Source organism: Salinivibrio sp. PR6, assembly GCF_001995955.1.
GTDB lineage: Bacteria > Pseudomonadota > Gammaproteobacteria > Enterobacterales > Vibrionaceae > Salinivibrio > Salinivibrio siamensis.
In genome coordinates, this window is the sequence record NZ_MUFA01000023.1 from 15,163 (window position 1) to 36,397 (window position 21,235).

General features: G+C 52.0%; 22 protein-coding genes. 13 read left to right on the forward strand and 9 right to left on the reverse strand.

What is annotated here, in order from left to right:
- The first annotated feature begins 160 nt into the window (after positions 1-160).
- On the forward strand, positions 161-1,375 hold the full coding sequence (gene mlc / locus BZG72_RS14245) for a sugar metabolism global transcriptional regulator Mlc (protein WP_077579053.1): 1,215 nt from the start codon (positions 161-163) through the stop codon (positions 1,373-1,375).
- A 123-nt stretch (positions 1,376-1,498) separates the two neighbouring features.
- On the opposite strand, the gene sstT is transcribed toward mlc, so the two are convergent.
- From sstT to BZG72_RS14265, 4 genes are all read right to left on the reverse strand, one after another.
- A complete protein-coding gene (gene sstT / locus BZG72_RS14250; protein ID WP_046073082.1) occupies positions 1,499-2,716 on the reverse strand; it encodes a serine/threonine transporter SstT in 1,218 nt (405 codons plus the stop codon).
- 306 nt (positions 2,717-3,022) lie between these two features.
- Positions 3,023-3,697 carry a ChrR family anti-sigma-E factor gene (locus tag BZG72_RS14255; protein ID WP_077667096.1) on the reverse strand — a complete coding sequence of 225 codons (675 nt, stop codon included), beginning with the start codon at positions 3,695-3,697 and terminating at the stop codon, positions 3,023-3,025.
- Positions 3,694-4,263, reverse strand: coding sequence for a sigma-70 family RNA polymerase sigma factor (locus BZG72_RS14260; RefSeq protein ID WP_108743076.1), 570 nt, complete (start codon positions 4,261-4,263; stop codon positions 3,694-3,696). Before BZG72_RS14260 ends, BZG72_RS14255 begins: the two co-directional genes overlap by 4 nt.
- A 126-nt stretch (positions 4,264-4,389) precedes the next feature.
- The gene (locus BZG72_RS14265) at positions 4,390-4,959 is read right to left on the reverse strand and encodes an LON peptidase substrate-binding domain-containing protein (protein WP_108743075.1); all 570 of its coding nucleotides are present in this window, start codon (positions 4,957-4,959) and stop codon (positions 4,390-4,392) included.
- A gap of 155 nt (positions 4,960-5,114) precedes the next feature.
- Here BZG72_RS14265 and BZG72_RS14270 point away from each other — a divergent pair, with 155 nt between their 5' ends.
- The 4 genes from BZG72_RS14270 (at position 5,115) to BZG72_RS14285 (ending at position 8,395) form a co-directional block, all read left to right on the forward strand.
- The gene (locus tag BZG72_RS14270; protein ID WP_077579057.1) at positions 5,115-5,912 is read left to right on the forward strand and encodes a MetQ/NlpA family ABC transporter substrate-binding protein; all 798 of its coding nucleotides are present in this window, start codon (positions 5,115-5,117) and stop codon (positions 5,910-5,912) included.
- Between the two features lie 174 nt (positions 5,913-6,086).
- A complete protein-coding gene (locus tag BZG72_RS14275; RefSeq protein ID WP_046073087.1) occupies positions 6,087-7,301 on the forward strand; it encodes a multidrug effflux MFS transporter in 1,215 nt (404 codons plus the stop codon).
- Entirely contained in the window at positions 7,298-7,840 is a 543-nt protein-coding gene (locus BZG72_RS14280; protein ID WP_077667098.1) for a GNAT family N-acetyltransferase, read from the forward strand. Before BZG72_RS14275 ends, BZG72_RS14280 begins: the two co-directional genes overlap by 4 nt.
- A 129-nt stretch (positions 7,841-7,969) precedes the next feature.
- A complete protein-coding gene (locus BZG72_RS14285; RefSeq protein WP_241832558.1) occupies positions 7,970-8,395 on the forward strand; it encodes a VOC family protein in 426 nt (141 codons plus the stop codon).
- A gap of 83 nt (positions 8,396-8,478) precedes the next feature.
- Here BZG72_RS14285 and bioA read toward each other — a convergent pair whose 3' ends face one another.
- Positions 8,479-9,759, reverse strand: a complete 1,281-nt coding sequence (gene bioA / locus BZG72_RS14290; RefSeq protein WP_077667100.1) for an adenosylmethionine--8-amino-7-oxononanoate transaminase — start codon at positions 9,757-9,759, stop codon at positions 8,479-8,481.
- A gap of 102 nt (positions 9,760-9,861) precedes the next feature.
- Between bioA and bioB the strand changes: the two genes are divergently transcribed.
- From bioB to bioD, 4 genes are read left to right on the forward strand one after another with little or no spacing between them, the layout of a single operon-like run.
- Positions 9,862-10,914 (forward strand): biotin synthase BioB, encoded by a 1,053-nt coding sequence (bioB, locus tag BZG72_RS14295; RefSeq protein ID WP_077639099.1) that lies wholly within the window; start codon positions 9,862-9,864, stop codon positions 10,912-10,914.
- A 6-nt stretch (positions 10,915-10,920) separates the two neighbouring features.
- Positions 10,921-12,135, forward strand: a complete 1,215-nt coding sequence (locus tag BZG72_RS14300; RefSeq protein ID WP_077667101.1) for an 8-amino-7-oxononanoate synthase — start codon at positions 10,921-10,923, stop codon at positions 12,133-12,135.
- A complete protein-coding gene (gene bioC, locus BZG72_RS14305) occupies positions 12,132-12,926 on the forward strand; it encodes a malonyl-ACP O-methyltransferase BioC (RefSeq protein WP_077667102.1) in 795 nt (264 codons plus the stop codon). Before BZG72_RS14300 ends, bioC begins: the two co-directional genes overlap by 4 nt.
- The gene (gene bioD, locus BZG72_RS14310; RefSeq protein ID WP_077667103.1) at positions 12,919-13,593 is read left to right on the forward strand and encodes a dethiobiotin synthase; all 675 of its coding nucleotides are present in this window, start codon (positions 12,919-12,921) and stop codon (positions 13,591-13,593) included. The genes bioC and bioD overlap by 8 nt, the downstream gene beginning before the upstream one ends.
- 83 nt (positions 13,594-13,676) lie before the next feature.
- On the opposite strand, the gene BZG72_RS16340 is transcribed toward bioD, so the two are convergent.
- Positions 13,677-13,850, reverse strand: coding sequence for a hypothetical protein (locus BZG72_RS16340; protein ID WP_046073094.1), 174 nt, complete (start codon positions 13,848-13,850; stop codon positions 13,677-13,679).
- 498 nt (positions 13,851-14,348) lie between these two features.
- Between BZG72_RS16340 and htpX the strand changes: the two genes are divergently transcribed.
- On the forward strand, positions 14,349-15,227 hold the full coding sequence (htpX, locus tag BZG72_RS14315; RefSeq protein ID WP_046073095.1) for a protease HtpX: 879 nt from the start codon (positions 14,349-14,351) through the stop codon (positions 15,225-15,227).
- Positions 15,228-15,255: 28 nt separating this feature from the next.
- Here the strand turns inward: htpX and BZG72_RS14320 are convergent, their stop codons facing one another.
- Entirely contained in the window at positions 15,256-16,179 is a 924-nt protein-coding gene (locus tag BZG72_RS14320; RefSeq protein ID WP_077667104.1) for a DMT family transporter, read from the reverse strand.
- Positions 16,180-16,326: 147 nt separating this feature from the next.
- Here BZG72_RS14320 and BZG72_RS14325 point away from each other — a divergent pair, with 147 nt between their 5' ends.
- Positions 16,327-16,776: an Lrp/AsnC family transcriptional regulator gene (locus BZG72_RS14325; protein WP_074212533.1), complete on the forward strand. Its 450-nt coding sequence runs from the start codon at positions 16,327-16,329 to the stop codon at positions 16,774-16,776.
- Between the two features lie 55 nt (positions 16,777-16,831).
- On the opposite strand, the gene trxC is transcribed toward BZG72_RS14325, so the two are convergent.
- The gene (gene trxC / locus BZG72_RS14330; RefSeq protein ID WP_077607121.1) at positions 16,832-17,263 is read right to left on the reverse strand and encodes a thioredoxin TrxC; all 432 of its coding nucleotides are present in this window, start codon (positions 17,261-17,263) and stop codon (positions 16,832-16,834) included.
- 139 nt (positions 17,264-17,402) lie between these two features.
- Entirely contained in the window at positions 17,403-18,539 is a 1,137-nt protein-coding gene (locus BZG72_RS14335; protein WP_077667105.1) for a M14 family metallopeptidase, read from the reverse strand.
- A gap of 292 nt (positions 18,540-18,831) precedes the next feature.
- Between BZG72_RS14335 and BZG72_RS14340 the strand changes: the two genes are divergently transcribed.
- Positions 18,832-20,283: an NAD-dependent succinate-semialdehyde dehydrogenase gene (locus BZG72_RS14340; protein ID WP_077607120.1), complete on the forward strand. Its 1,452-nt coding sequence runs from the start codon at positions 18,832-18,834 to the stop codon at positions 20,281-20,283.
- 282 nt (positions 20,284-20,565) lie between these two features.
- Positions 20,566-21,210 carry a UvrY/SirA/GacA family response regulator transcription factor gene (uvrY, locus tag BZG72_RS14345; protein ID WP_046073101.1) on the forward strand — a complete coding sequence of 215 codons (645 nt, stop codon included), beginning with the start codon at positions 20,566-20,568 and terminating at the stop codon, positions 21,208-21,210.
- Positions 21,211-21,235: the final 25 nt, after the last annotated feature.

Genomic DNA, 21,235 nt, shown 5'->3' on the forward strand with positions numbered 1-21,235 from the left:
AAGCGGGTTTTGTGAGTTTGTACGCGATTTCATCGATCTAAAGTGACCCACATCACGGGGTAACAGCTTGCTGCTTCACAATTAGTTCGCGAAGTAAAAAAATTCACGGAGATAGGTGATATCAGGGTATCACCATGGCCAAGCAGTTATAGGACAAGGCATGATTATTGGGCAGCCGGGACATATCGACCACATTAAGCGTAAAAATGCGGGCACGATTTATAATTTGATCGACCGCTTTGCGCCGATTTCTCGGATTGAGCTTTCGAAGCGCAGTCAATTGGCGCCTGCCAGTATTACCAAAATTGTCCGAGAGTTGATGGACGCGCACTTGGTCAAAGAAACACAAATACAGGGCACCAGCATGCGTGGCCGCCCCGCTGTTGGTCTGGTGCTGGACAATGAAGGCTGGCAGTTCTTATCGATGCGCCTTGGTCGTGGTTATCTTACTATGGCATTGCACTCACTGAGTAGTGAAATCCTTATTCAAGAACGCCATGAAATTGATGTCATGGCGCAGGATGCCTTGCTTTCCACGGTGGTTGAATACGTAAAAGCCTTTTTCTCACGCCACCAACAAACGGTTGATCGTGTTACCAGCATTGCGGTCTCGCTCCCGGGCTTGGTGAACAGCGCCCAAGGTACAGTGATCCAAATGCCGCATTTTGAGGTTGACCATATGCCGCTGGGGCCCGTGTTGCATCGTGAGACCGGGCTGCCCGTATTTGTGGGCAATGATACACGCTCGTGGGCGTTGGCAGAGAAGTTATTTGGCAACGCAAAAGAATCCGATAGCGCGGTACTGGTTGCGGTTCACAATGGCGTCGGCGCGGGGATCATGCTGGAGGGAAAGGTACTCCAGGGGCGTGTTGGCAATGTGGGCGAGCTTGGTCATATTCAGGTTAAGCCTTTTGGTAAACGCTGTTTTTGCGGTAACTATGGTTGCCTGGAAACGGTCGCCAGTCTTTCTGCCGTGTATGAACAGGTACAGACGCTGCTCGATGAGGGGCACGCGAGCCAGTTACAGGGGAAACCGTTAACCATAGAAGCAATCTGTGATGCGGCAGTGGCAGGCGATGGACTCGCGCATCAGGTGATCACGGAGTTGGGGCATCATCTGGGTACGGCTATCGCGATTGTGGTGAATTTATTCAACCCAGAAAAAATACTCTTCGGCGGCGAGTTTAATCGTGCCAAGAGCGTGCTTTATCCGGCGATCATGGAGTGCTTAAAGACGCAAACCATCCCACTGTATAGTAAGCACCTCGTGTTGGAAGAAAGCTATTTTTATACCCAGGCCACCATGCCGGGCGCCGCGATGGTCAAACAAGCCATGTACGATGGCAACTTACTGATGAAGGTTCTGGAGGGGTAGTGTCGCGCGGTGTGGCACACTGGAAAGACGACAGTCAATGACGGCCTAAGCGCCTAGGCCAGCGATAAAAAAAGCAGGTGACGTGCACCTGCTTTTTTGAAAGTGTTTCTTTAAATAGCCATGTTAACTATTTTTTCTTTCTTCGGCCATGCAAGCTGCCGCGGTAAATACCACATCCGTTGAGCTGTTGAGCCCTGTTTCTGCGGAATCTTGCAAGACGCCAATGGTAAAGCCAATTCCCACAACTTGCATGGCAATCTCTTGTGGGATCCCAAACAAGTTACAGGCCAGTGGGATCAGCAGCAGTGAGCCGCCGGCCACACCGGATGCACCACAGGCCGATACCGCCGCGACAATACTTAGTAGCACCGCAGTAGCGATGTCCACCTCAATGCCTAGCGTATGAACCGCCGCTAACGTTAATACCGTAATGGTGATCGCCGCACCGCCCATGTTGATGGTTGCACCCAGTGGAATAGACACTGAGTAGGTGTCTTCATCCAAATCAAGGCGGCGGCACAGTTGCATATTCACCGGGATGTTAGCCGCTGAACTACGGGTAAAGAAGGCGGTTATGCCACTTTCACGTAGGCATTTTAAAACCAGTGGGTATGGGTTTTGACCTGTTTTGAAGTACACAATCGCTGGGTTAACCACGAGTGCGATGGTGAACATACTACCCAATAGCACACCGAGAAGGTGTACATAGCCCGCGAGAGCATCAAAACCACTTTTAGCCAGTGTGCTCGCGACCAAGCCGAAGATACCCAAAGGTGCAAAACGGATCACAAAGCGCACGATCATCGACACGCCTTCTGACACGTCGGAAAACACGCGTTTGGTTTCGTTTGATGCATGGTGTAGGGCAATCCCTAAACCAATCGCCCAGGCTAGGATCCCGATATAGTTGCCGTTCATCAATGCGCTAACGGGATTATCCACGATATTGAAAAGCAGCGTATTCAATACCTGGCCAATCCCTTCAGGTGGTGTGATGCTGGCATCTGTGGTCGCAAATTCCAGGGTCGTGGGGAACAAGAAGCTCATGGTGACTGCCGTCAGCGAGGCAGCAAGCGTACCGACAAGGTACAGACCAATAATAGGGCGCATATTGGCGCGCTGCCCTTGTTTTTGGTTAGCAATAGAAGCCGCCACTAAAACGAAGACCAAAATGGGGGCAACGGCTTTCAACGCGCTGACAAAGAGTTGTCCGAACAGTCCTGCATTCGCTGCCCACTCAGGAGACAGGTATGCTAGGACACCACCGGCAAGAATACCGACAAGGATTTGAAGTACCAACGAGTTGCCTCGGCTGACACTGGCGAGTTGTGTTTGACTCATGTGACTCTCACTTCACTGTGTTTATTATCAATGGCTGTTAATGAATCGTTAGAAGTGACGAATTAAACCAGTTTGATTCACCCGATGTAAAGGGAAAATTACTACTTTGCACTAGTTATGTAGGACTGAGCCGGAGAGTTGTCATTAAGTAAAGGTTTACCAGGTGTAATTATTCTGTTACCGCCACGAGATTAATGGCGATAATGGAGAGCATCGCCGAGCAAAAGCACGCATTCCGTTGCCTCTTTAGCATAAAAAAAGGCGGCTTCGCAGCCGCCAGAAGGATAACAACTAACACAGAATTTTTTAGTAAATCGCATGTCCCACGGTATTGAGTAATTTGCTCACACCTTTGGTGAAATAAAGCGGTGCATCGGCCACCGTGTAGCACAAACACCCTTGTTTGGTGAATGGCGTATGATGATGGCGACTATCGAGCAAAATAAAATCACCCGGTACGTATTCGCCACTTTCGTCCTCGAACGTACCATCAAGCAAAAGGGTTAACTCATAGCCTTTGTGCGTGTGCGCAGGCACCGAGCCGCCTTCATCAATATGGAGGAAACTGGCACGTGTTGCCCCTTCATCAAGGTTCAACCGGGCGCGCTGAACTTTGCCAAATGATGACCAGTTAGAGTCGCTAAAGCGCTGTAGCGCGCGTGGCAACGTGTAGGTTTTGTTACTCACACTTATTTGTATTGCACGGACTGGTGTTTGCGCATCGACGGCACCATCATTGGCCGCCGCATCTTCGAAAATGGCAGCAAGCATTTCGTCTTCAGCCGCATAATCCCAATCAGCAACGGTTATTTCTTCCTCGTCGAACGCTGAATCTGCAAGCGAGGCTTCTGCAGCGGCGACATATGCCTGGCATTCCTGGCAGAGCTCAACATGTGCTGACAACGCAATCGCCATCGAGGTGGGCAGTTTGCCAGCGGCAAACGCGTCAAGTAAGTCGGTCGATGGGTGATATTTAATCATTGTTTAACCTCCAGGTGATTGCGGAGCTTTTCCAGACCTAAACGCAATCGGGATTTTACGGTGCCCAACGGCACGTTTAACTGTTCTGACAACTCTTGGTGAGTAAGTTGTTTCAGATATACGCCTCTCACCACTTGTTGTTGCACGTCGGGTAACTCATCAATGAACGACAGCAACTCTTGATCCATCATATATTGCGCACCAGCATCCGACTCATTGTCTTGCTGGCCAGATTCGAGCACGGGCCAAATATCATCACTGAAGTTGTCTTCCCGGTTCGATTGCACCTTACGCAACATATCGAAGCTAATGTTACGCATGATGGTAAAGACCCACGTCGTCGCTGCGCCTTTATCGGCGTTGTACAAATGCGCTTTTCGCCACACAACCAACATGGTTTCCTGCACAAGCTCCATCGCTTGCCCGTCAGCACGGAGATGCTTGGAGCCGTAAGAGCGAATCTTAGGGCCAAAAAACCGAAACAGGCGCTCGAAAGCAACACGGTCACGGTCTTCCGAGACTTTCAATAATAATGCAGACAACTCTTCCTTCGTCACGTCAGTCATGTTGGCACGCGTGTCCCGTCTGGAAATGGTGGTCTCAGTATACATGGTTTGTGGCGCAGTCATAGTTGAGTCCTATCTGTCGTAGCCGTCCATTTGGCTACCAGTACGTGGGTAGCAGTGATTGGATCACTCGACTTCCTCTTCGAGCAGCTGACTGATAAATTGTTTCGCTTCTTCTGCTGACTCTTGAGCAATAAACCATTGTTTTTGCGCATTAGAAAGCGGCAAAATTTCGAGCCAGCGCTGACAGCTCCAGGTTAAATCTTCGAAATGAGGCGCTTCATATTGTTCTGCGTGTTCAGGGTGAGCGGCAAAGACGTGTTTGAGCCCTGTGGCGATACGCGCTTTGTCGTCGGCTTGCGCCTCACCCAAATGCTCATCATGAGGCCAATCATTGAGTGCGCGCACATCGCCTACCCAAAGTTTGTCCGCTTCTTGGTCCGTCGACATAATTTCTACCCGCTGGCGACCAGCAATCGTGATCCCCAGCAAGCCGTCGGGCAGTGTTTCGAAATCGACGATGTCGACTAAGGTGCCGTACTTGTACAGACGCTTTCCCTGCATCATTGCCAGCACAAATCCTTCTTGATTCGCTGAGCACTCACGGACGAGGCGTAAATAACGAGGTTCAAAAATGCGCAGTTTGGCTCTGCCTCCCGGCAACAAAAACAGGGGCAAAGGAAACAGCTTAGTCATACTCATGCCTCCTTCTATCGATTTAACATGCCTTCCATTACGCGTAGGGCAATGGATGCGATCAAGCCGGCCCTTGTATCAAGCTAATCGTATTGACATTAATCACCCATGTGGCATTCTAGATGTCTAAATGGCCAATTAGCAAGGTAAAGGGAATGAAGATAAAACAACTCAGCGCAAGTCTCGCGATACTTCTCGCGGCGGTATTCCTCTCAGGGTGTTCCGACCAAACTGAAACCATTAAAATTGGCGCAACGGTCGGTCCCCACGCGCAAGTGGTTGAATCGGTGGCTGAGCAAGCGAAAGAAGAAGGGATTGATGTTGAAGTCGTAGAGTTCTCTGATTACATCTCGCCTAATGCAGGGTTAGCGGATGGTAGTTTGGATTTAAACAGTTATCAGCATCAGCCGTTTCTCGACAATTTCAACCAAAACCACGATAGCGAGTTGGTAGCGATTGGTCGCTCAATCTTAATGCGGATGGGGATTTATTCTGACAAAGTCGACAAGGTCGAGGCGTTAGCGAATGGCGCACAAATTGCGATCCCCAATGATCCCACAAATGCGGGTCGCGCGCTGTTATTGCTGGAAGACGCAGGATTGATTACGTTGGCTGACAATGTTGGCTTTAAAGCCACGCTGCAAGATGTTCAATCCAACCCTAAACAGCTCGAATTTGTGGAAGTAGAAGCGGCACAGCTGCCTCGCAGTTTGCAAGATGTCGATGCCGCGGCGATTACCATGAATTATGTGATGTCATCAGGGCTCGATCCAAGCGAGCAGGGCATTTTCTTGGAATCTAAAGATGCGCCTCTCGCCGTTATGGTGGTGGCCGCACGCAAAGACGATCAAGATAACCCGACGTATCAGCGATTACTCGCGTTATTCCAGTCCGACAAAACACGTCAGTTTTTGCAAGATACCTTTAATGGCACCATAGAGCCTGCGTTTTAATTTATTGTCACCCAGTGAAATCGGCCAGTGCAACGCTGGCCGATGGCCAAACGTCACTATTTGTTTACCACTCATACAGTTATTACTGTTACCATAGTGATCTATCGGTGATCCACAATGTGCTAGGATCGCGACGTCTACCTCCCCACATCAATAAAACGCATAGGAAACTGGATGCAATCGGCTAGTCGCCCATTTAATTGGTCGCCCGTATTGCTGGCATGCCTGACCGTCAGCATTGGGCAATTCAGCATGGGCTTAGTATTTCCGTCTTTGCCCTGGATCGCCCGAGATTTCAACCTCAGTATGGACAATGTCCAACTGCTAATCTCTGCCTATCTACTTGGCTTTGGACCATCACAGTTTATCTATGGGCCTATCTCAGATGCGCTTGGCCGTCGCCGCGTGTTGTTAGCCGGTGTGTTGCTTTCACTGATTGGCTTAACCGTGATGGTGAGTTTTAGCGCCAGCTTCACTGGCCTAGTCATTGGCCGCTGCATCCAAGGAATGGGGACCGGCTGCTGTGCCGTGCTTTCGCGTGCCTTTACCCGTGACTCGTATTCTGGGGATCAACTACCGCAAGCCATGTCATATTTGATTATGGTGGCGTCGTTGACCCCGATTGTGGCGCCCGTTATTGGTGGGTTCGTTAACCACAATCTAGGCTGGCTGGCGATCTTTATTTTGCTGATGGTGTACACCAGCTTGGTGTGGTGCGTACTGTTTTTCCTGTTTAAAGAAAGCATGCATACTCGTTCACCGTTGCCCAATGTGAAGGTGATTCTCGGCCGTTATGGTGCATTGTTAAAAACACCGTATTTTCTCTATTTCGCCAGTATTAGCTGGGTGAATTTTACCTTGGTGATCACCACGGTGTCGCTGATGCCATTTTTAATGCAAGAGCGCATCGGTATGACCTCGGATCAATATGCGCTGTGGGCGCTTATTCCGACATGTGGCTTATTGTTGGGGAGTGCGCTAGTTTCGCGTATTCGTCCGCGTTTAGGCACCAAGCGCATGCTGTTGATGGCACCCGTGATGCAGCTCATTTCTGCGGTTTGGTTATGGCTCACCCCGATGGACCCGTTACTGCTGATGATTGGGCAGTTCTTTATGGTGTTTGGCAACGGGATTGCGCTGCCGTGCGCCCAATCGCAGGTGATGCAACCTTACTCTAATCAAGCCGGCACCGTCGCTGCGCTCTCCGGTGGTGGACAGATGATTATTTCTGCGTTGATGAGTATGGCGCTATTGAGCTTGGGCGTTAGCGAAGCATGGCACCTTGGTGTGGTAGTGGGTGTGTGCGCGCTGCTCTCCGTGCACAATATCTTCCGCGGTTTTGCGGCACCGAAAGTCAACGTCGCCAGTACCCCGAGTGAGGCATCATGACAAATACAACATTGGAAACGGGCCTGTTTCCGCTGACAACCCCACGCCTGAGCATGCGGCCAATGGTCAAAGCGGACTGGCCGCTGTTCCACCGCCTACACACAGACAATGCCGTGATTGCGCAATGTTTTGACCCGATGCCACTGGATGAGATTGAAACCCGATTTGAGCAACGGCTCACGCCGTGGTCCCCTGACGCTAAGCACTGGTTGTGTTTGGTGATTGTAGAGACGGCGACACAAACGCCAATCGGCGTCACCGGCTTTTTACTTGAGCAGGGTGTCGCTGAAGTCGGCTATTTACTGTTGCCGCCTTATCACGGGCGTGGCTATGGGACAGAGTCTTTGCAGGCCGTCACCGATTTTGCCATCCATCATGGTGATGCGCGAATCATCAACGCGACGGTAACCGCCGGTAATCTTTCCTCTGCGCGCGTGCTAGAAAAGGTGGGGTTTCAACTCAGCCGTATTGACCCCGATGCCTTCTCTATCGGCGGAGTGTTTTACGACGACTGGATCTATACCTACACCGCAGCATGACTTAAGTGTTCCCCCAGACGACTGATGTTGTTTTCGTTCGTTGACCTCAAGTTATCTTGAGGTTTTATCCTTGCCTTCGATGTTTAGCTTTCCAAGCTCAGTTTTCGATAGCACGGATAAAGGGAATGAATGATGACAACAATCGAACACGTCAATATTACTGTGGTGGACATGGATGCGGCGTTAGCGTTTTTGGCGGTGGCTGTCCCCGATTTTAAAGTTCGCCAAGATGCCCAGTCGCCAAAAGGATATCGTTGGGTGCATGTGGGCAATGAGCACTGCTATTTTGCGCTGCAAGAGCCCAACCCAAGTTCAGAGCCCAGCATACAGCCACGCAGTACCTATAAATCTCAAGGTGTGAATCATATTGGTCTGATCATTGATGATATCGATACCATCCGCGAGCGCCTACTTGAAAAAGGGTATCAGCCCAATGGATCAATGGCGCACGAAACCCACCGCAAGCGGATGTATTTCTATGATAAAGCCGGCTTTGAGTGGGAATTGGTCGCTTACTCATCCGACAAACCGGAAGAAAGGTACCTCTACGAGTAACGCACAAAGCCGCACTGCTCGCTTTCCCAAAAAGAAAAACACCGCCCCTTACTCAACGGGGCGGTGTGTGCGTCATCGACTCTCTACTCACCAAAAAACTGCTTAATTGCGGTAATCATGCCTTGGGTGAGTTGGTGGAGTTGGTCGTCGCGGATGCAATAGGGTGGCATCACATACACCAGTTTGCCGAAGGGGCGAACCCAAATGCCTTGGGCGGTCATTAAGGGCTGAATATCGGCCAGGCTCACCGGGTCGGTCAGCTCTATCACGCCAATTGCGCCAAGCACACGCACGTCCGCCACACACTCGAGGGCACGAGCAGGCGCTAAGCCGGTTTTTAGCTGCTTCTCGATGTGCGTGACGGTCTGCGGCCAGTCACTTTCCAGCAAGGTATCAATGCTGGCGCAGGCCACGGCACAGGCGAGTGGATTGCCCATAAAGGTGGGGCCGTGCATAAAACAGCCTGCATCACCGCTACAAACCGTATCGGCCACATGGCGGGTGGTGAGCGTGGCGGCCAAGGTCATGTATCCACCGGTCAGTGCCTTGCCGACGCAGAGTATATCTGGGCTGATCCCTGCGTGGTCGCAGGCAAATAGTTTTCCTGTTCGGCCAAAGCCAGTCGCAATTTCATCCACAGTCAGCAGCACATCAAACTCATCGCACAGAGCGCGCACTTGACGCAGGTATTCAGGGTGATAAAAGCGCATACCGCCTGCGCCTTGCACGATGGGCTCTAAGATCACGGCAGCCAGTTGGCCGTGATGGGCGGCGAGTGCTTCGCGCATAGGCTGTATGTCGTCAGGGTTCCACTCACCGTCAAAACGGCTTTGTGGGGAAGGCACAAAATGATGCTGAGGCAGAAATCCTTTGTAGAGTTTGTGCATCGAATTATCAGGGTCCGTCACCGACATGGCGGCGAACGTGTCGCCATGATAGCCATGACGCAAGGTCAAAAACTGTGCGCGCGATTCGCCGCGTCCCTGCCAATATTGCATCGCCATTTTAAGCGCGACTTCTACTGATACCGATCCTGAATCGGCCAAAAACACTTGCGTGAGCGGGGCGGGTGAATGCGCGACCAAGCGCTCACAAAGCGATACCGCAGGCTGGTGGGTAAGACCGCCAAACATCACATGCGACATTTTATCGATTTGCTGATGCGCTGCGGCGTTCAAAGCAGGGTGGTTGTAGCCGTGAATGGCTGCCCACCACGATGACATGCCATCAATCAGAACAGTGCCATCTTCAAGGTGTAGCTCGGCGCCGCTTGCGTGTGAGACGGGCAAGCAAGGCAAAGGGTCGAGCGTTGAGGTGTAGGGATGCCAGATATGCTCACGGTCAAAATGGGTGTCTGTGCTCATAAATAAATCAGATGTAAACCAGTATAATCTTGTTGTGTTGACAGGGTAACGTCTGTGGGTAGACTAGCCAAGCATTAAAACGACAACAACGGGGAAAACCGCGTGGAAATAAGACACAACTGGACCGCACAGGAAGTGCAAGCATTGTTCGATAAACCCTTTATGGATTTGCTGTTTGAAGCGCAGCAAGTGCATCGTGAATATCATCCTGCTAACCAAGTGCAAGTCAGCACACTGTTATCGATCAAAACCGGCGCGTGTCCAGAAGATTGCAAGTATTGTCCGCAAAGTGCGCGGTACCGCACCGATGTTGAGAAAGAGCGGTTAATGGAAGTGGAACGCGTGCTCGAAGCGGCAGAAAAAGCCAAAGCTTCAGGCGCGACGCGCTTTTGCATGGGGGCGGCGTGGAAAAACCCCAAGCAACGCGATATGCCGTATTTGCTCGATATGATCCAAGGCGTCAAAGGATTAGGGTTGGAAACCTGTATGACTCTGGGCATGTTGGATGCGGAGCAAGCCAAGACCTTGTCCGAGGCGGGTTTGGATTACTACAATCACAATCTCGATACCTCACCTGAGTTTTACGGCAATATTATTACCACGCGGACGTATCAAGAACGCCTCGATACCTTATCTAATGTGCGAGACGCGGGGATGAAGGTGTGTTCCGGCGGCATTATTGGGCTGGGCGAAAGTGCTCGCGATCGCGCTGGTTTGCTGGTTGAACTCGCCAACATGCCGGCTCACCCAGAAAGCGTGCCGATCAACATGCTGGTCAAAGTGAAAGGCACACCGCTTGAGAACGTCGATGACGTCGACCCGTTCGATTTCGTCCGCATTATTGCGGTGGCGCGGATCATGATGCCCAAGTCAGCAGTGCGGCTGTCTGCCGGCCGCGAAGACATGAACGAGCAAATGCAAACCTTGTGCTTTATGGCTGGCGCCAACTCGATATTCTACGGCTGCAAGCTGTTGACCACACCAAACCCGGATGAAGACGCGGATATGCAGCTATTTAAAAAGCTGGGTATTAATCGCGAAGCGGTCAGCCAAAAACCCGATCAAGTCACTGAGCACGACTTACTTGAGCAAGTGGCCGAGCGAGTGGCAGCGCGCCCGCAAGAGGGCGATTTGTTCTACGACGCCAGTGTCTAAGTCCCCATGACTGATACAACATCAGCGCTGACCCGTCGTTACCAAGGCGAGCTGGCCGCACGCCAGCAACAAGGCTTATGGCGGCAAAGTGGTGACAATGCCGTCGCCGAGTCATGGCGCAACTTTGCGGGAAATGATTACTTGGGCCTTGCGCAAGACCCGCGACTGGTGAAAAGGGCGCAGCAGCACCTTGAACGCTGGGGTGTGGGTGCAACGGCCTCGCCGGTGGTATCTGGTTTTACCGCGGCGCATCAATCCCTTTGTGATCAGCTGTGTGACTGGCTCGGTTACCCGCAAGCGATATTGTTTAACAGTGGTTTTGCCGCCAACCAAGCCTTGCTCTTTACGCTGCTAGGTAAAGACGATGTCTTGTTTCAAGACAAACTCAACCATGCCTCCTTGATGGAGGCTGGCGTATTGAGCCCTGCCAAACAGCGCCGTTTTCGTCATAACGACATGGCACACCTTCGCCAACTGCTCGCAAAGCAAATCCAGCCTTCCGCATCGCTGATTGTCTCGGAAGGGGTATTCAGCATGGATGGTGATGTATCGCCAACCGAAAGCCTTGCCGCGATTGCCAACCAATCGGGGGCGCTCTGGGTACTGGATGATGCGCATGGGATTGGCGTGTTAGGGCAAGAAGGTGAGGGCAGTATCAGTCGTGGCGCACGGCCGGATATTTTAATCGTGACATTTGGAAAAGCCCTGGGCATCGCTGGGGCGGCAGTGCTGGCTTCTCCCACCATTATTGATTATTTGCGTCAGTTTGCGCGCCATTATGTGTATTCGACCGCCATGCCACCTGCGCAAGCGGCACTCATTGAAGATGCGATTAGGCTGGTACGAACAGAGCACTGGCGACGAGAAACACTCAGCGCTCATGCTGAACAGCTAGCGCAAGGCCTCCACGACTGGTTAGAGACGACGTCTGCTTTCGAACCGCCCGCTGGTAATAGGCAGCCCTTCCCGCAACTGCTCGCGACGCCTAGCCCGATCAAGCCGCTGATTATCGGCGATTTGGCAGCGTTACAGCAGGTAAATCAGGCTTTGATGAAGGCGCACATTCGGGTGGGAGCAATTCGGCCACCGACTGTACCTGCCAACACTGCACGTCTGCGGATCAGCTTGTCGGCACAGCATCAAAAAACAGATATCACCGCACTGATCGAGGCACTTAAGCCGGTATTAGCGAGCCACAAAGCGTGTGGGGTGACAGCATGACCGTCGCCGATAAACAAGCGATTGCCAGAGCGTTTGGCCGAGCCGCGCCCCATTATGATGACAGTGCAACGCTGCAGCGCCGTGTCGGCCATCGGTTGATGGCATTGGCTGAGTCAGAGCAGAAGGCTATCCGACATGGCACCGTCTTAGATGTCGGCTGTGGCACCGGCTATTTCACTCAGCAGTGGATGACTCACGCCAAGACAGTGATTGGACTGGATCTCAGCGCCCCTATGCTTGCGACGGCAAAAGCGCGCTGCGGCGATGCCATGCTAGGCGTACAAGCTGATGCGGAGCATTTGCCGCTGGCCGATAACAGTGTCGATCTGGCCTTTAGCTCGTTAGCGCTGCAATGGTGTGACGATTTGCATGTGCCATTGGCGGAGCTGCGTCGGGTTGTTAAACCCGGCGGGAAAATCCTTGTTTCGACACTGCTCACCGGATCACTGTGTGAACTCGACAGCGCGTGGCAACAAGCATGCGGCACGTCACGGGTGAACCGCTTTATCACGTTATCTGGATTACAACAGGCGACCCAACGCGCCGGGCTTAGGCACGCAACCGTGTTGCAAGAAAGCGAACAGCTCACCTTTGCTAATGCCCATGCGGTGATGAAAAGCTTAAAAGGCATTGGCGCCACTTATCGCCCCCAAGGTGCGGGGCAACAAGGGCTGGCGACAAGAGCGCAGTTTAGCGCGGTAGAAAAGGCGTATCAGCGTTTTGCACTCGCCGCCAACACCTTACCGGCGACCTATCAGATTGGCTACATAGTGATTAACCACCATGCATGACAGTTATTTTATTACCGGCACCGACACGGAAGTGGGGAAAACCTATACCACGGCGGCGCTGTTGCACGCTTTTATCAAACAAGGTTATCAAGCGGTGGGCTACAAGCCTGTCGCTGCTGGTGCCGATTTAGCGCCTGATCACCAACTAAATAGTGACGCTGTCACTTTACAGCGCGCCAGTGCGATCGCATTGCCGTATGCCGCTATCAATCCAGTGTTGTTAGAAACGCCGTGCTCGCCGCACTGGGCGGCGGTGTTAGCCAACAAGCCCATCGACACCCAGGTGCTGAGCGATGGGCTCTCGCATTTAAAACAGCAGGCTAGTCCGGTATTGGTCGAAGGGGCTGGAGGCTGGCAAGTGCCACTCAGTGAGACTGAAACGCTGGCCGATTGGGTGGTTGCCCACCAACTGCCAGTGATCATGGTGGTGGGGATTAAACTTGGCTGTTTAAACCATGCTTTACTCACCGCAGAGGCCATTCGCGCACGCGGGCTTAGGTTAGCCGGATGGGTGGCAAACGCCGTTGATCCCAAGGCGCAGAACAGTGACGAAATGGTGCGTTATCTTGATGCGCATTTAGATGCACCCTGTCTGGGGCACTTGCCGTTTGCTGCCGATGCCTCGCCAGCACAATGCGCGAGCCATTTAGATATTGAGCCGTTGTAAACATATTGCGAGAATGTAGCGATCAAAAAAGCCAGCGCTGTGCTGGCTTTTTGTCTATTCAGGTAGTCAATGCGGGTAGACAATTACTTCTGGTCGTCTCGAACACCCATTAGGCTTTGCTGAACCTCGGCCATTTGGCGCGCCGCTGTCGCGTCATCCGACGCTAACCCAAGCTCTGAGCAGGCTTCATCGAAGCTCATGCCGAGATGACAGGTTAAGATGTCGATAGCGACTCGGTAGTTTTCTTGCTCTGCCATGGTCTCACTCCATTGATAACGCGTTGCGTTGTTAAGGTTAGGTTGTCCACACTGGGTGGTTATAAACTTAATGGTTGATATGACCGCCGACTGCCCATTACTTTATTGTCTTACGCAGTGCATCAGCGTCATAGTTTTAAACAGCTGCGCATAAATTAGCCTGAGTAAACCGCGATGACAACTCGACCAAAGTCTATATTGGGTTGTTTTTGTCTTTTTTATTGGGCTTTTCTGCCTCGATGCTTGTTAAATGTTTGAATGGATTGTTAAAAATTAAGAGTTGCGCGATATCACAATTTGTTTAGATCAGATCGAAATAACGTGCCACACTAACTGGTCGGTGCAGAGAGCTGGATGGTACGGGCGCCACAAGCGACGACTGGGATTTATTCGTAACAAATTGCATCAAAGGATTGTTTTTATCATTAATGCCCATACTATTTTTATCATTACAACAAATAAGCGCTAAACACTGGGTTTAAGCGACGGAGACACACCATGAAACGCTTAGGATTATTTCTCGCTACCAACCTTGCGGTACTGGTCGTATTTAGCATTGTGCTGAATATCATTTATGCCGTGACAGGCATGCAACCGGGGAGCTTATCTGGGTTGCTGGTACTGGCAGCGGTATTTGGTTTTGGCGGCTCGTTTATATCGTTGCTGATGTCAAAATCAATGGCATTGCGCTCGGTGGGGGCGCAAGTGATTGAGCATCCACGCAATGAAACCGAGCACTGGCTAATGAATACTGTCAGTCAACAGGCGCAGCGCGCTGGCATTGGTATGCCAACCGTGGCGGTATATAACTCGCCTGACATCAACGCCTTTGCGACGGGGGCGAAACGCAACGACTCTGTGGTGGCGGTATCAAGTGGCCTGCTGCAAAACATGACCCGTGATGAGGCCGAAGCCGTGCTGGCGCACGAAATCAGCCACATTGCCAATGGCGACATGGTCACCATGACCTTGATGCAAGGGGTAGTGAACACCTTCGTGATCTTTATTGCCCGCGTTATCGCCGGTGCGGTGAGTGGCATGAACAGTGACGAAGAAGGCGAAGGTGGCGGCAACTGGATGATGTATTTCCTCGTCTCGTCAGTGCTAGAAATCGTGTTTGGTATCCTGGCCAGCATCCTGACCATGTGGTTTAGCCGTCATCGCGAGTTCCGCGCGGATGCAGGCTCGGCGCAGCTGGTAGGCAAGCAGAAAATGATTGCTGCGCTGGAGCGTTTGAAAGTCAGCCACGAGCCGAAACTAGAAGGCTCAATGATGGCATTTGGCATCAACGGTAAGAAAACGCTGAGTGAGCTATTTATGACTCACCCACCGCTAGAAAAACGTATCGATGCCTTGCGTCGTGGCGACTATCTATAATCGGATAGCGTTTACGCCGAGTCATCGATTAAGCGGCCTGCGGGCCGCTTTTTGTTTGTGTGCGACGCCACTTTATCCCCTCACTGGCGAGCACCGCACCCAATACAATCAACGCCATCGCTACCACGGTAAGCGCACTGACGGTTTCTGAGAAGACGGGGATCGCGATCAGCGCCGCCACCACAGGCGTGAATGCGCCTATTGCGGCACTCATTTCTGCGCCCAAACGGCGAATCGCAAACGCATAGCTGTAATTGGCAATGATCCCCACGCCCAAGCCTTGCGCCAGTACATGGTAGCCCAGCTCACCGAAAGGCGCTTGAAGCAGATTAAATGAGATAAGCCCGCTCATCGCGCCTACGGGCAGCAGCAAGACGGCTGACATCGCTAATACCGCTCCGGCTTCTGCGGCATTTAAGCCCGTGACACGTACGCCAATGGTAAACCACGCCCAACTGATGCTGGCTGCGAGCAAAATCAAATGGCCTTGGGTGACGCTCCACGGTGAGAAGAACAGCGAATGCCACAAAAATGCGCCAATGCCGATCACGATCAATCCAATCCCTAATCGTCGTCCCACCGAGAGCGACTCGCCATAAACGCTCCAAGCAATGGCGGAGACAAACAGTGGCAAGATCCCAGGAATTAACGAGGCGCCATCGGCGACAGGGGCAAACTGCATACCTGTGGCGGCGAGCAGATAAAACGGTAAACCCGCCCCGAAGGCAATCGCAAACAGATAACGTTTGGGCACGGCAAAAATATGGCGCACACGATGACGGCTCAGCCAACCAAATAGCAGGGCCGCAGGCAAAAAGCGCAGTAGGGCAATATCGCCACTGGTTAACACCGACTGGCTGGCCTGACGCAAGGAGATAAACAGGCTCGCCCAAATGGTCACGGTGACAAGCATGGCGGCGAGGCCTAATAAACGTTGAGAGGTGGCAGGCATGGTTGATCACTTCCTTGATAATGGATGCAGTTAGTGTGGCAGCGTCAAGGGAGGGATTGGTGGCAAATTAATGGGTAGTTTCATCCTCTATTGGTGGTTATCATCGGCTATTAGTGAATAATTGATTAAAATTACCAAGGAGAGGGTTTGGACAGTAAAGACAAAGCCATTCTGGCGCTGTTACAAGACGATGCGCGCCGCACCACGGCGGAAATCGCTGATGCCGTTGGGTTGTCGTTTTCGCCTTGTGCAAGACGAATCAAAAAGCTGGAAGCCGATGGGGTGATAGCGTCCTATCAGGTTACGCTCGATCGCCAGCGAATTGGGCTTAACATGACCTTTTTTGTCAACGTGAGTTTGAGCAATCACCGAGAAGAGGCGATTGTTACCTTCGAGCACGCATTGGTGGAAATGGATGAAGTCATCAACGGCCACGTGATCTCAGGTACTTATGACTATTTATTGGAAGTGGTGACGCGAGATTTACCGCACTATGAAGCCTTTATGCGCCAGCTACAAACCTTGGCGATGGTCAAAGACATCAATACCAATGTGGCGATCCGCGCGGTAAAACAAGGCGCGGCGCTAAAAGTGTAGCGCCGCGCTATTAATGTGAAATAGTGGTTAGCGGTTAGCGGATAGCGAATAGCGATTAGCTAAGGTGCTGGCTCAACCAGTCGCTAAAGGCATTTTGTGGCAGGGCACCGTTGAGTACGTCAACGCGCTCGCCGTTTTTAAATACCATTAGCGTCGGAATGCTACGAATTCGATATTGCGCCGCCAATGCTTGCTGCGCTTCGGTATCGATTTTAACAAAACGTGCGCGGCCTTCTTCTTGCTCGGCCACTGCTGCAAAGGCAGGCGCGAAGCTTTGGCATGGGCCACACCACGGGGCCCAAAAATCGACCACGACAGGCACATCGCTATTTAGCAACGCGTTAAAGTTTTCGCTGGTGCCCTCAATCGGTTTACCGTCCAGCACATCAGACTGACACTTGCCGCATTTGGGCGCGTCATTCACCCGCTCGCTTGGAATACGGTTCATGGCTTGGCAGTGAGGGCAGCGTGAGGTCAAGGTTGTCATTGGGTTTCCTCGTTGAATTATTTGTGTCTAATATAAGCGGGTGACGTCGCTCGCCCAAGTTGAATTTATCAATCACTCAAATAGAAAAAGCCGATGACACGGCACCGGCTTTCATGAGGTGTTATTGATTCAGTGCGCGCTAGAGTGCATCCACCACATTGAGGATGGCACTGAGCATATCGCGACCGAAGGCTTGGCTGCGCGCAGGTGACCAACCAAAATCCGGGTCCGGTTGGTCGTTATGATCTTTAAATGGCATTTCAACTGTGTACGACAAGCATTTAAAGCGCTCACCAATCCAGTTTGAGCCCACGGTCAGATTGGCCTTGCCAGGTGCGTCTTTGTCATAGCCGTGCTCGTCTTGGAATTCTGGCGTCACGGTGAGCAGGGCACGCTTAAACCTGTCCTCTAAATCCGCCATACGCGCATCGTAAGAAGGGATCCCCTCGCAACCGGCAACAAAGTTATATGGGATGGCCTCATCACCGTGGATATCGAGGCACATTTTCACCCCTGTTTGCTCCATACGCGCACGAACATGATACACCTCGGGGCTGCGCTCAAGCGTAGGGGCTTGCCATTCTCGGTTCAAGTTGGCGCCCACCGCATTGGTACGCAAGTGGCCGCGCACGCTGCCGTCGGGGTTCATATTGGGCACCACGTAAACGTCGGCCTTTTCCAACAGCGCACGGGCAGTGGTGTCGGTGTCGTCAAGCAATCGGTCGAGCAGCCCCTCGATAAACCATTCCGCCATGGTTTCGCCTGGGTGTTGGCGAGCAATCAGCCAAATCGGTGTTTTCGGTTGGACGGATTCCCCTAAATCAGCGCGAATTTTCAGTAGGCTAATATCGCGCCCATCTAAGGTTTGGCCGAGGGTTTCTAGCTGACATTGTGGATAGGTCTGCGCTTGGTGAATTAAATCCAGGTGGCGCTCATAGCTATACGGCGCGAAGTAGGCGAAATACATCGAGCCATGTTGCGGCGTTACGTTAATGGTCAGTGTATCGCCGTCAAATTCGGTGGGGACGCGGAACCAGGTATCGCGATCGTAAGAGGCGACCGCCTGATAATCTTTCCAGCCTTCAGGGTAGGCCGAGCCTGCCAGTTGCTGAATATGCAGTGTGTGAGCCTGATTCACTTGCGCCTCTAAGCGAAAGTGGAACCACTGATAAAACTCAGACTGATTGTCGTGGTGAATGGCAAGTTGAATGTTGTTGATGTCGTCATCGTTAACAACGCGAATATTCCCGTTGTCGAACTGGCTAAAAATACGCATAGAGCATCCTTTATCGGTTTGAGAGGCCAGCTGTGTTTGCACCTGAAGGTAAGCCTTATGTTGTAAAACCGAGCGTGACTGTCTGATTAGCAACGAACCGAGTCACTCATTGTCTTCACTGACAAGCTCGCCACTGACTAATCACGTAGGCAAGATGGCTTTACTGGCTTATTATTAACAGTATTGCGCCTTATCTTGTCGTACTGTGTCTTAGCTGGCAAGGTGCCATTATCACGCTATGACCATCTTTTTCCTCAAAGATTATCTTTTCCTCAACCAATAAGGAGCCACTATGCATTTGCAGGATCCTGAGCTTTTAAAAACACAGGCACTGATCAATGGGAAGTGGGTCGATGCCGACAGCCAACAAACCCGCGCAGTGACCAATCCTGCGAACGGAGAGCACTTGGCGACGGTACCTAATATGGGGGCGGAGGAAACTAGCCGCGCCATTGATGCCGCGGATGCTGCGCTACCCGAATGGCGAGATTTAACCGCCAAAGCGCGGGCAGACGTGCTTTATCGCTGGTACGAGCTGATGCTCGAGCACAAGGATGATTTAGCTGCAATCATGACGGCTGAGCAAGGCAAGCCGCTAAAAGAAGCCGCGGGCGAGATCCAATACGCGGCCTCGTTTTTACAGTGGTTTGCAGAAGAAGCGAAGCGAGTGTATGGCGCGACCATTCCCGCGGAGCAAGCGGATAAACGCATTTCAGTGATCAAGCAGCCGATTGGCGTGACCGCGGCGATTACCCCGTGGAACTTTCCAGCGGCGATGATTACCCGTAAAGCGGCCGCAGCATTGGCGGCGGGTTGTACCATGGTGGTGAAGCCTGCCAGTGACACGCCGCTATCGGCCCTGGCCCTCGGTGAGCTCGCGTTACGAGCCGGTCTGCCAGCTGGGGTGATCAGTGTGGTGACCGGGGCGTCGGGCCCCATCGGTGATACCTTATGTGCTGACAGACGTGTCCGTAAGCTCTCGTTTACCGGCTCGACCGAAATCGGCGCACAGTTGATGGAAAAATGCGCCCCAACCATTAAAAAGCTCTCGCTGGAGCTGGGCGGCAATGCGCCTTTCATTGTGTTTAATGACGCCGATATTGATGCCGCGGTTGAAGGGGCCATTGCGGCGAAGTTTCGTAACGCAGGGCAAACCTGTGTCTGTGTGAACCGCATCTACGTGCAATCGGGCGTGTATGAAGCCTTTGCAGAAAAGTTTATCCAGGCGGTGAGTCAATTGCAGGTGGGTAAAGGCACCGACGACGGCGTGGACATCGGCCCACTCATCAATAAGGGAGCAATGGACAAAGTGAATGCCCACCTGGACGATGCCAAGCAAAAAGGCGCGGCGATTGAGCTGGGTGGCGCGTGCCCTGAGCTGGGAGAAAACTACACCCAACCGGCGGTGATTAAATACGCGACCCCAGCGATGCGGATAGCCAAAGAAGAGACCTTCGGCCCCGTGGCACCGCTGTTTTCTTTTGAAGAAGAAGCGGACGCCATCGCCATGGCCAATGACACCGAATTTGGGTTAGCGTCTTACTTTTATGCCAAAGACATTAGCCGGGTGCACCGTGTGGCCGAAGCACTGGAATACGGCATGGTAGGGATCAACACTGGCTTGATTTCGACCGCGGTCGCGCCCTTTGGTGGGGTGAAGCAATCGGGTCTTGGCCGTGAGGGCTCACACTGGGGACTCGATGAATACCTAGAAATGAAGTACTTGTGTTTGGGTCTGTCATAACCTGAACGGCTTAAACCGCTAAGTGTTAAAAATTACTGACACGTAAAGCGGGTTTTACGCTGTTTATTGCAGTCAACTTGCCTCGAACGTCACCAAATTGGTGATAATTCAGTCAGGTTGACTGTTTTTTGGCGGCTTAGTGTATGAATATTTGCATTTGCCTACATCCGCTCTGTTGTTGGCTTTTCATCCGTGGTAAAACTCAAGTACTATGCGTAAGAGAAGTCCAACCGTTGCCTTGTGGCAGCATGTTGGCGAACCAAACCAAGTGGAGATACAAGATTGATCAATGTGTTCCTTGTAGATGATCACGAGCTGGTTCGCACAGGGATTCGACGTCTTTTAGAAGACGTTCGTGGCATAAAAGTGGTAGGGGAAGCCGACAGCGGTGAAGCTGCACTCAAGTGGTGCCGGCAAAATCACGCCGATATTGTCCTAATGGACATGAATATGCCAGGCATCGGTGGGTTGGAAGCGACACGCAAGTTGCTTCGTTACTCGCCGGACGCCAAGATTATCGTGCTCACGATCCATACAGAAAACCCGTTCCCCACCAAGGTCATGCAAGCGGGAGCCGCGGGTTATTTGACCAAAGGCGCCGGTGCCGATGAAGTGGTGAACGCGATCCGCATGGTCAACAGTGGCCAGCGTTATATCTCACCGGACATTGCCCAGCAAATGGCGCTTAGTCAGTTCTCTGCCTCTTCAGATAATCCTTTCAAAGAGCTGTCAGAGCGTGAATTGCAGATCATGCTAATGATCACCAAAGGACAAAAAGTCACCGACATATCCGAGCAGCTTAGCCTGAGCCCGAAAACGGTGAACAGCTACCGTTATCGCTTATTCAGCAAGTTGGGCATTAATGGTGATGTGGAATTGACCCACCTTGCCATCAGGCACGGTATGTTAGATACCGAAACCTTGTAACGCGAAGTAATGTAGTACGAGACCG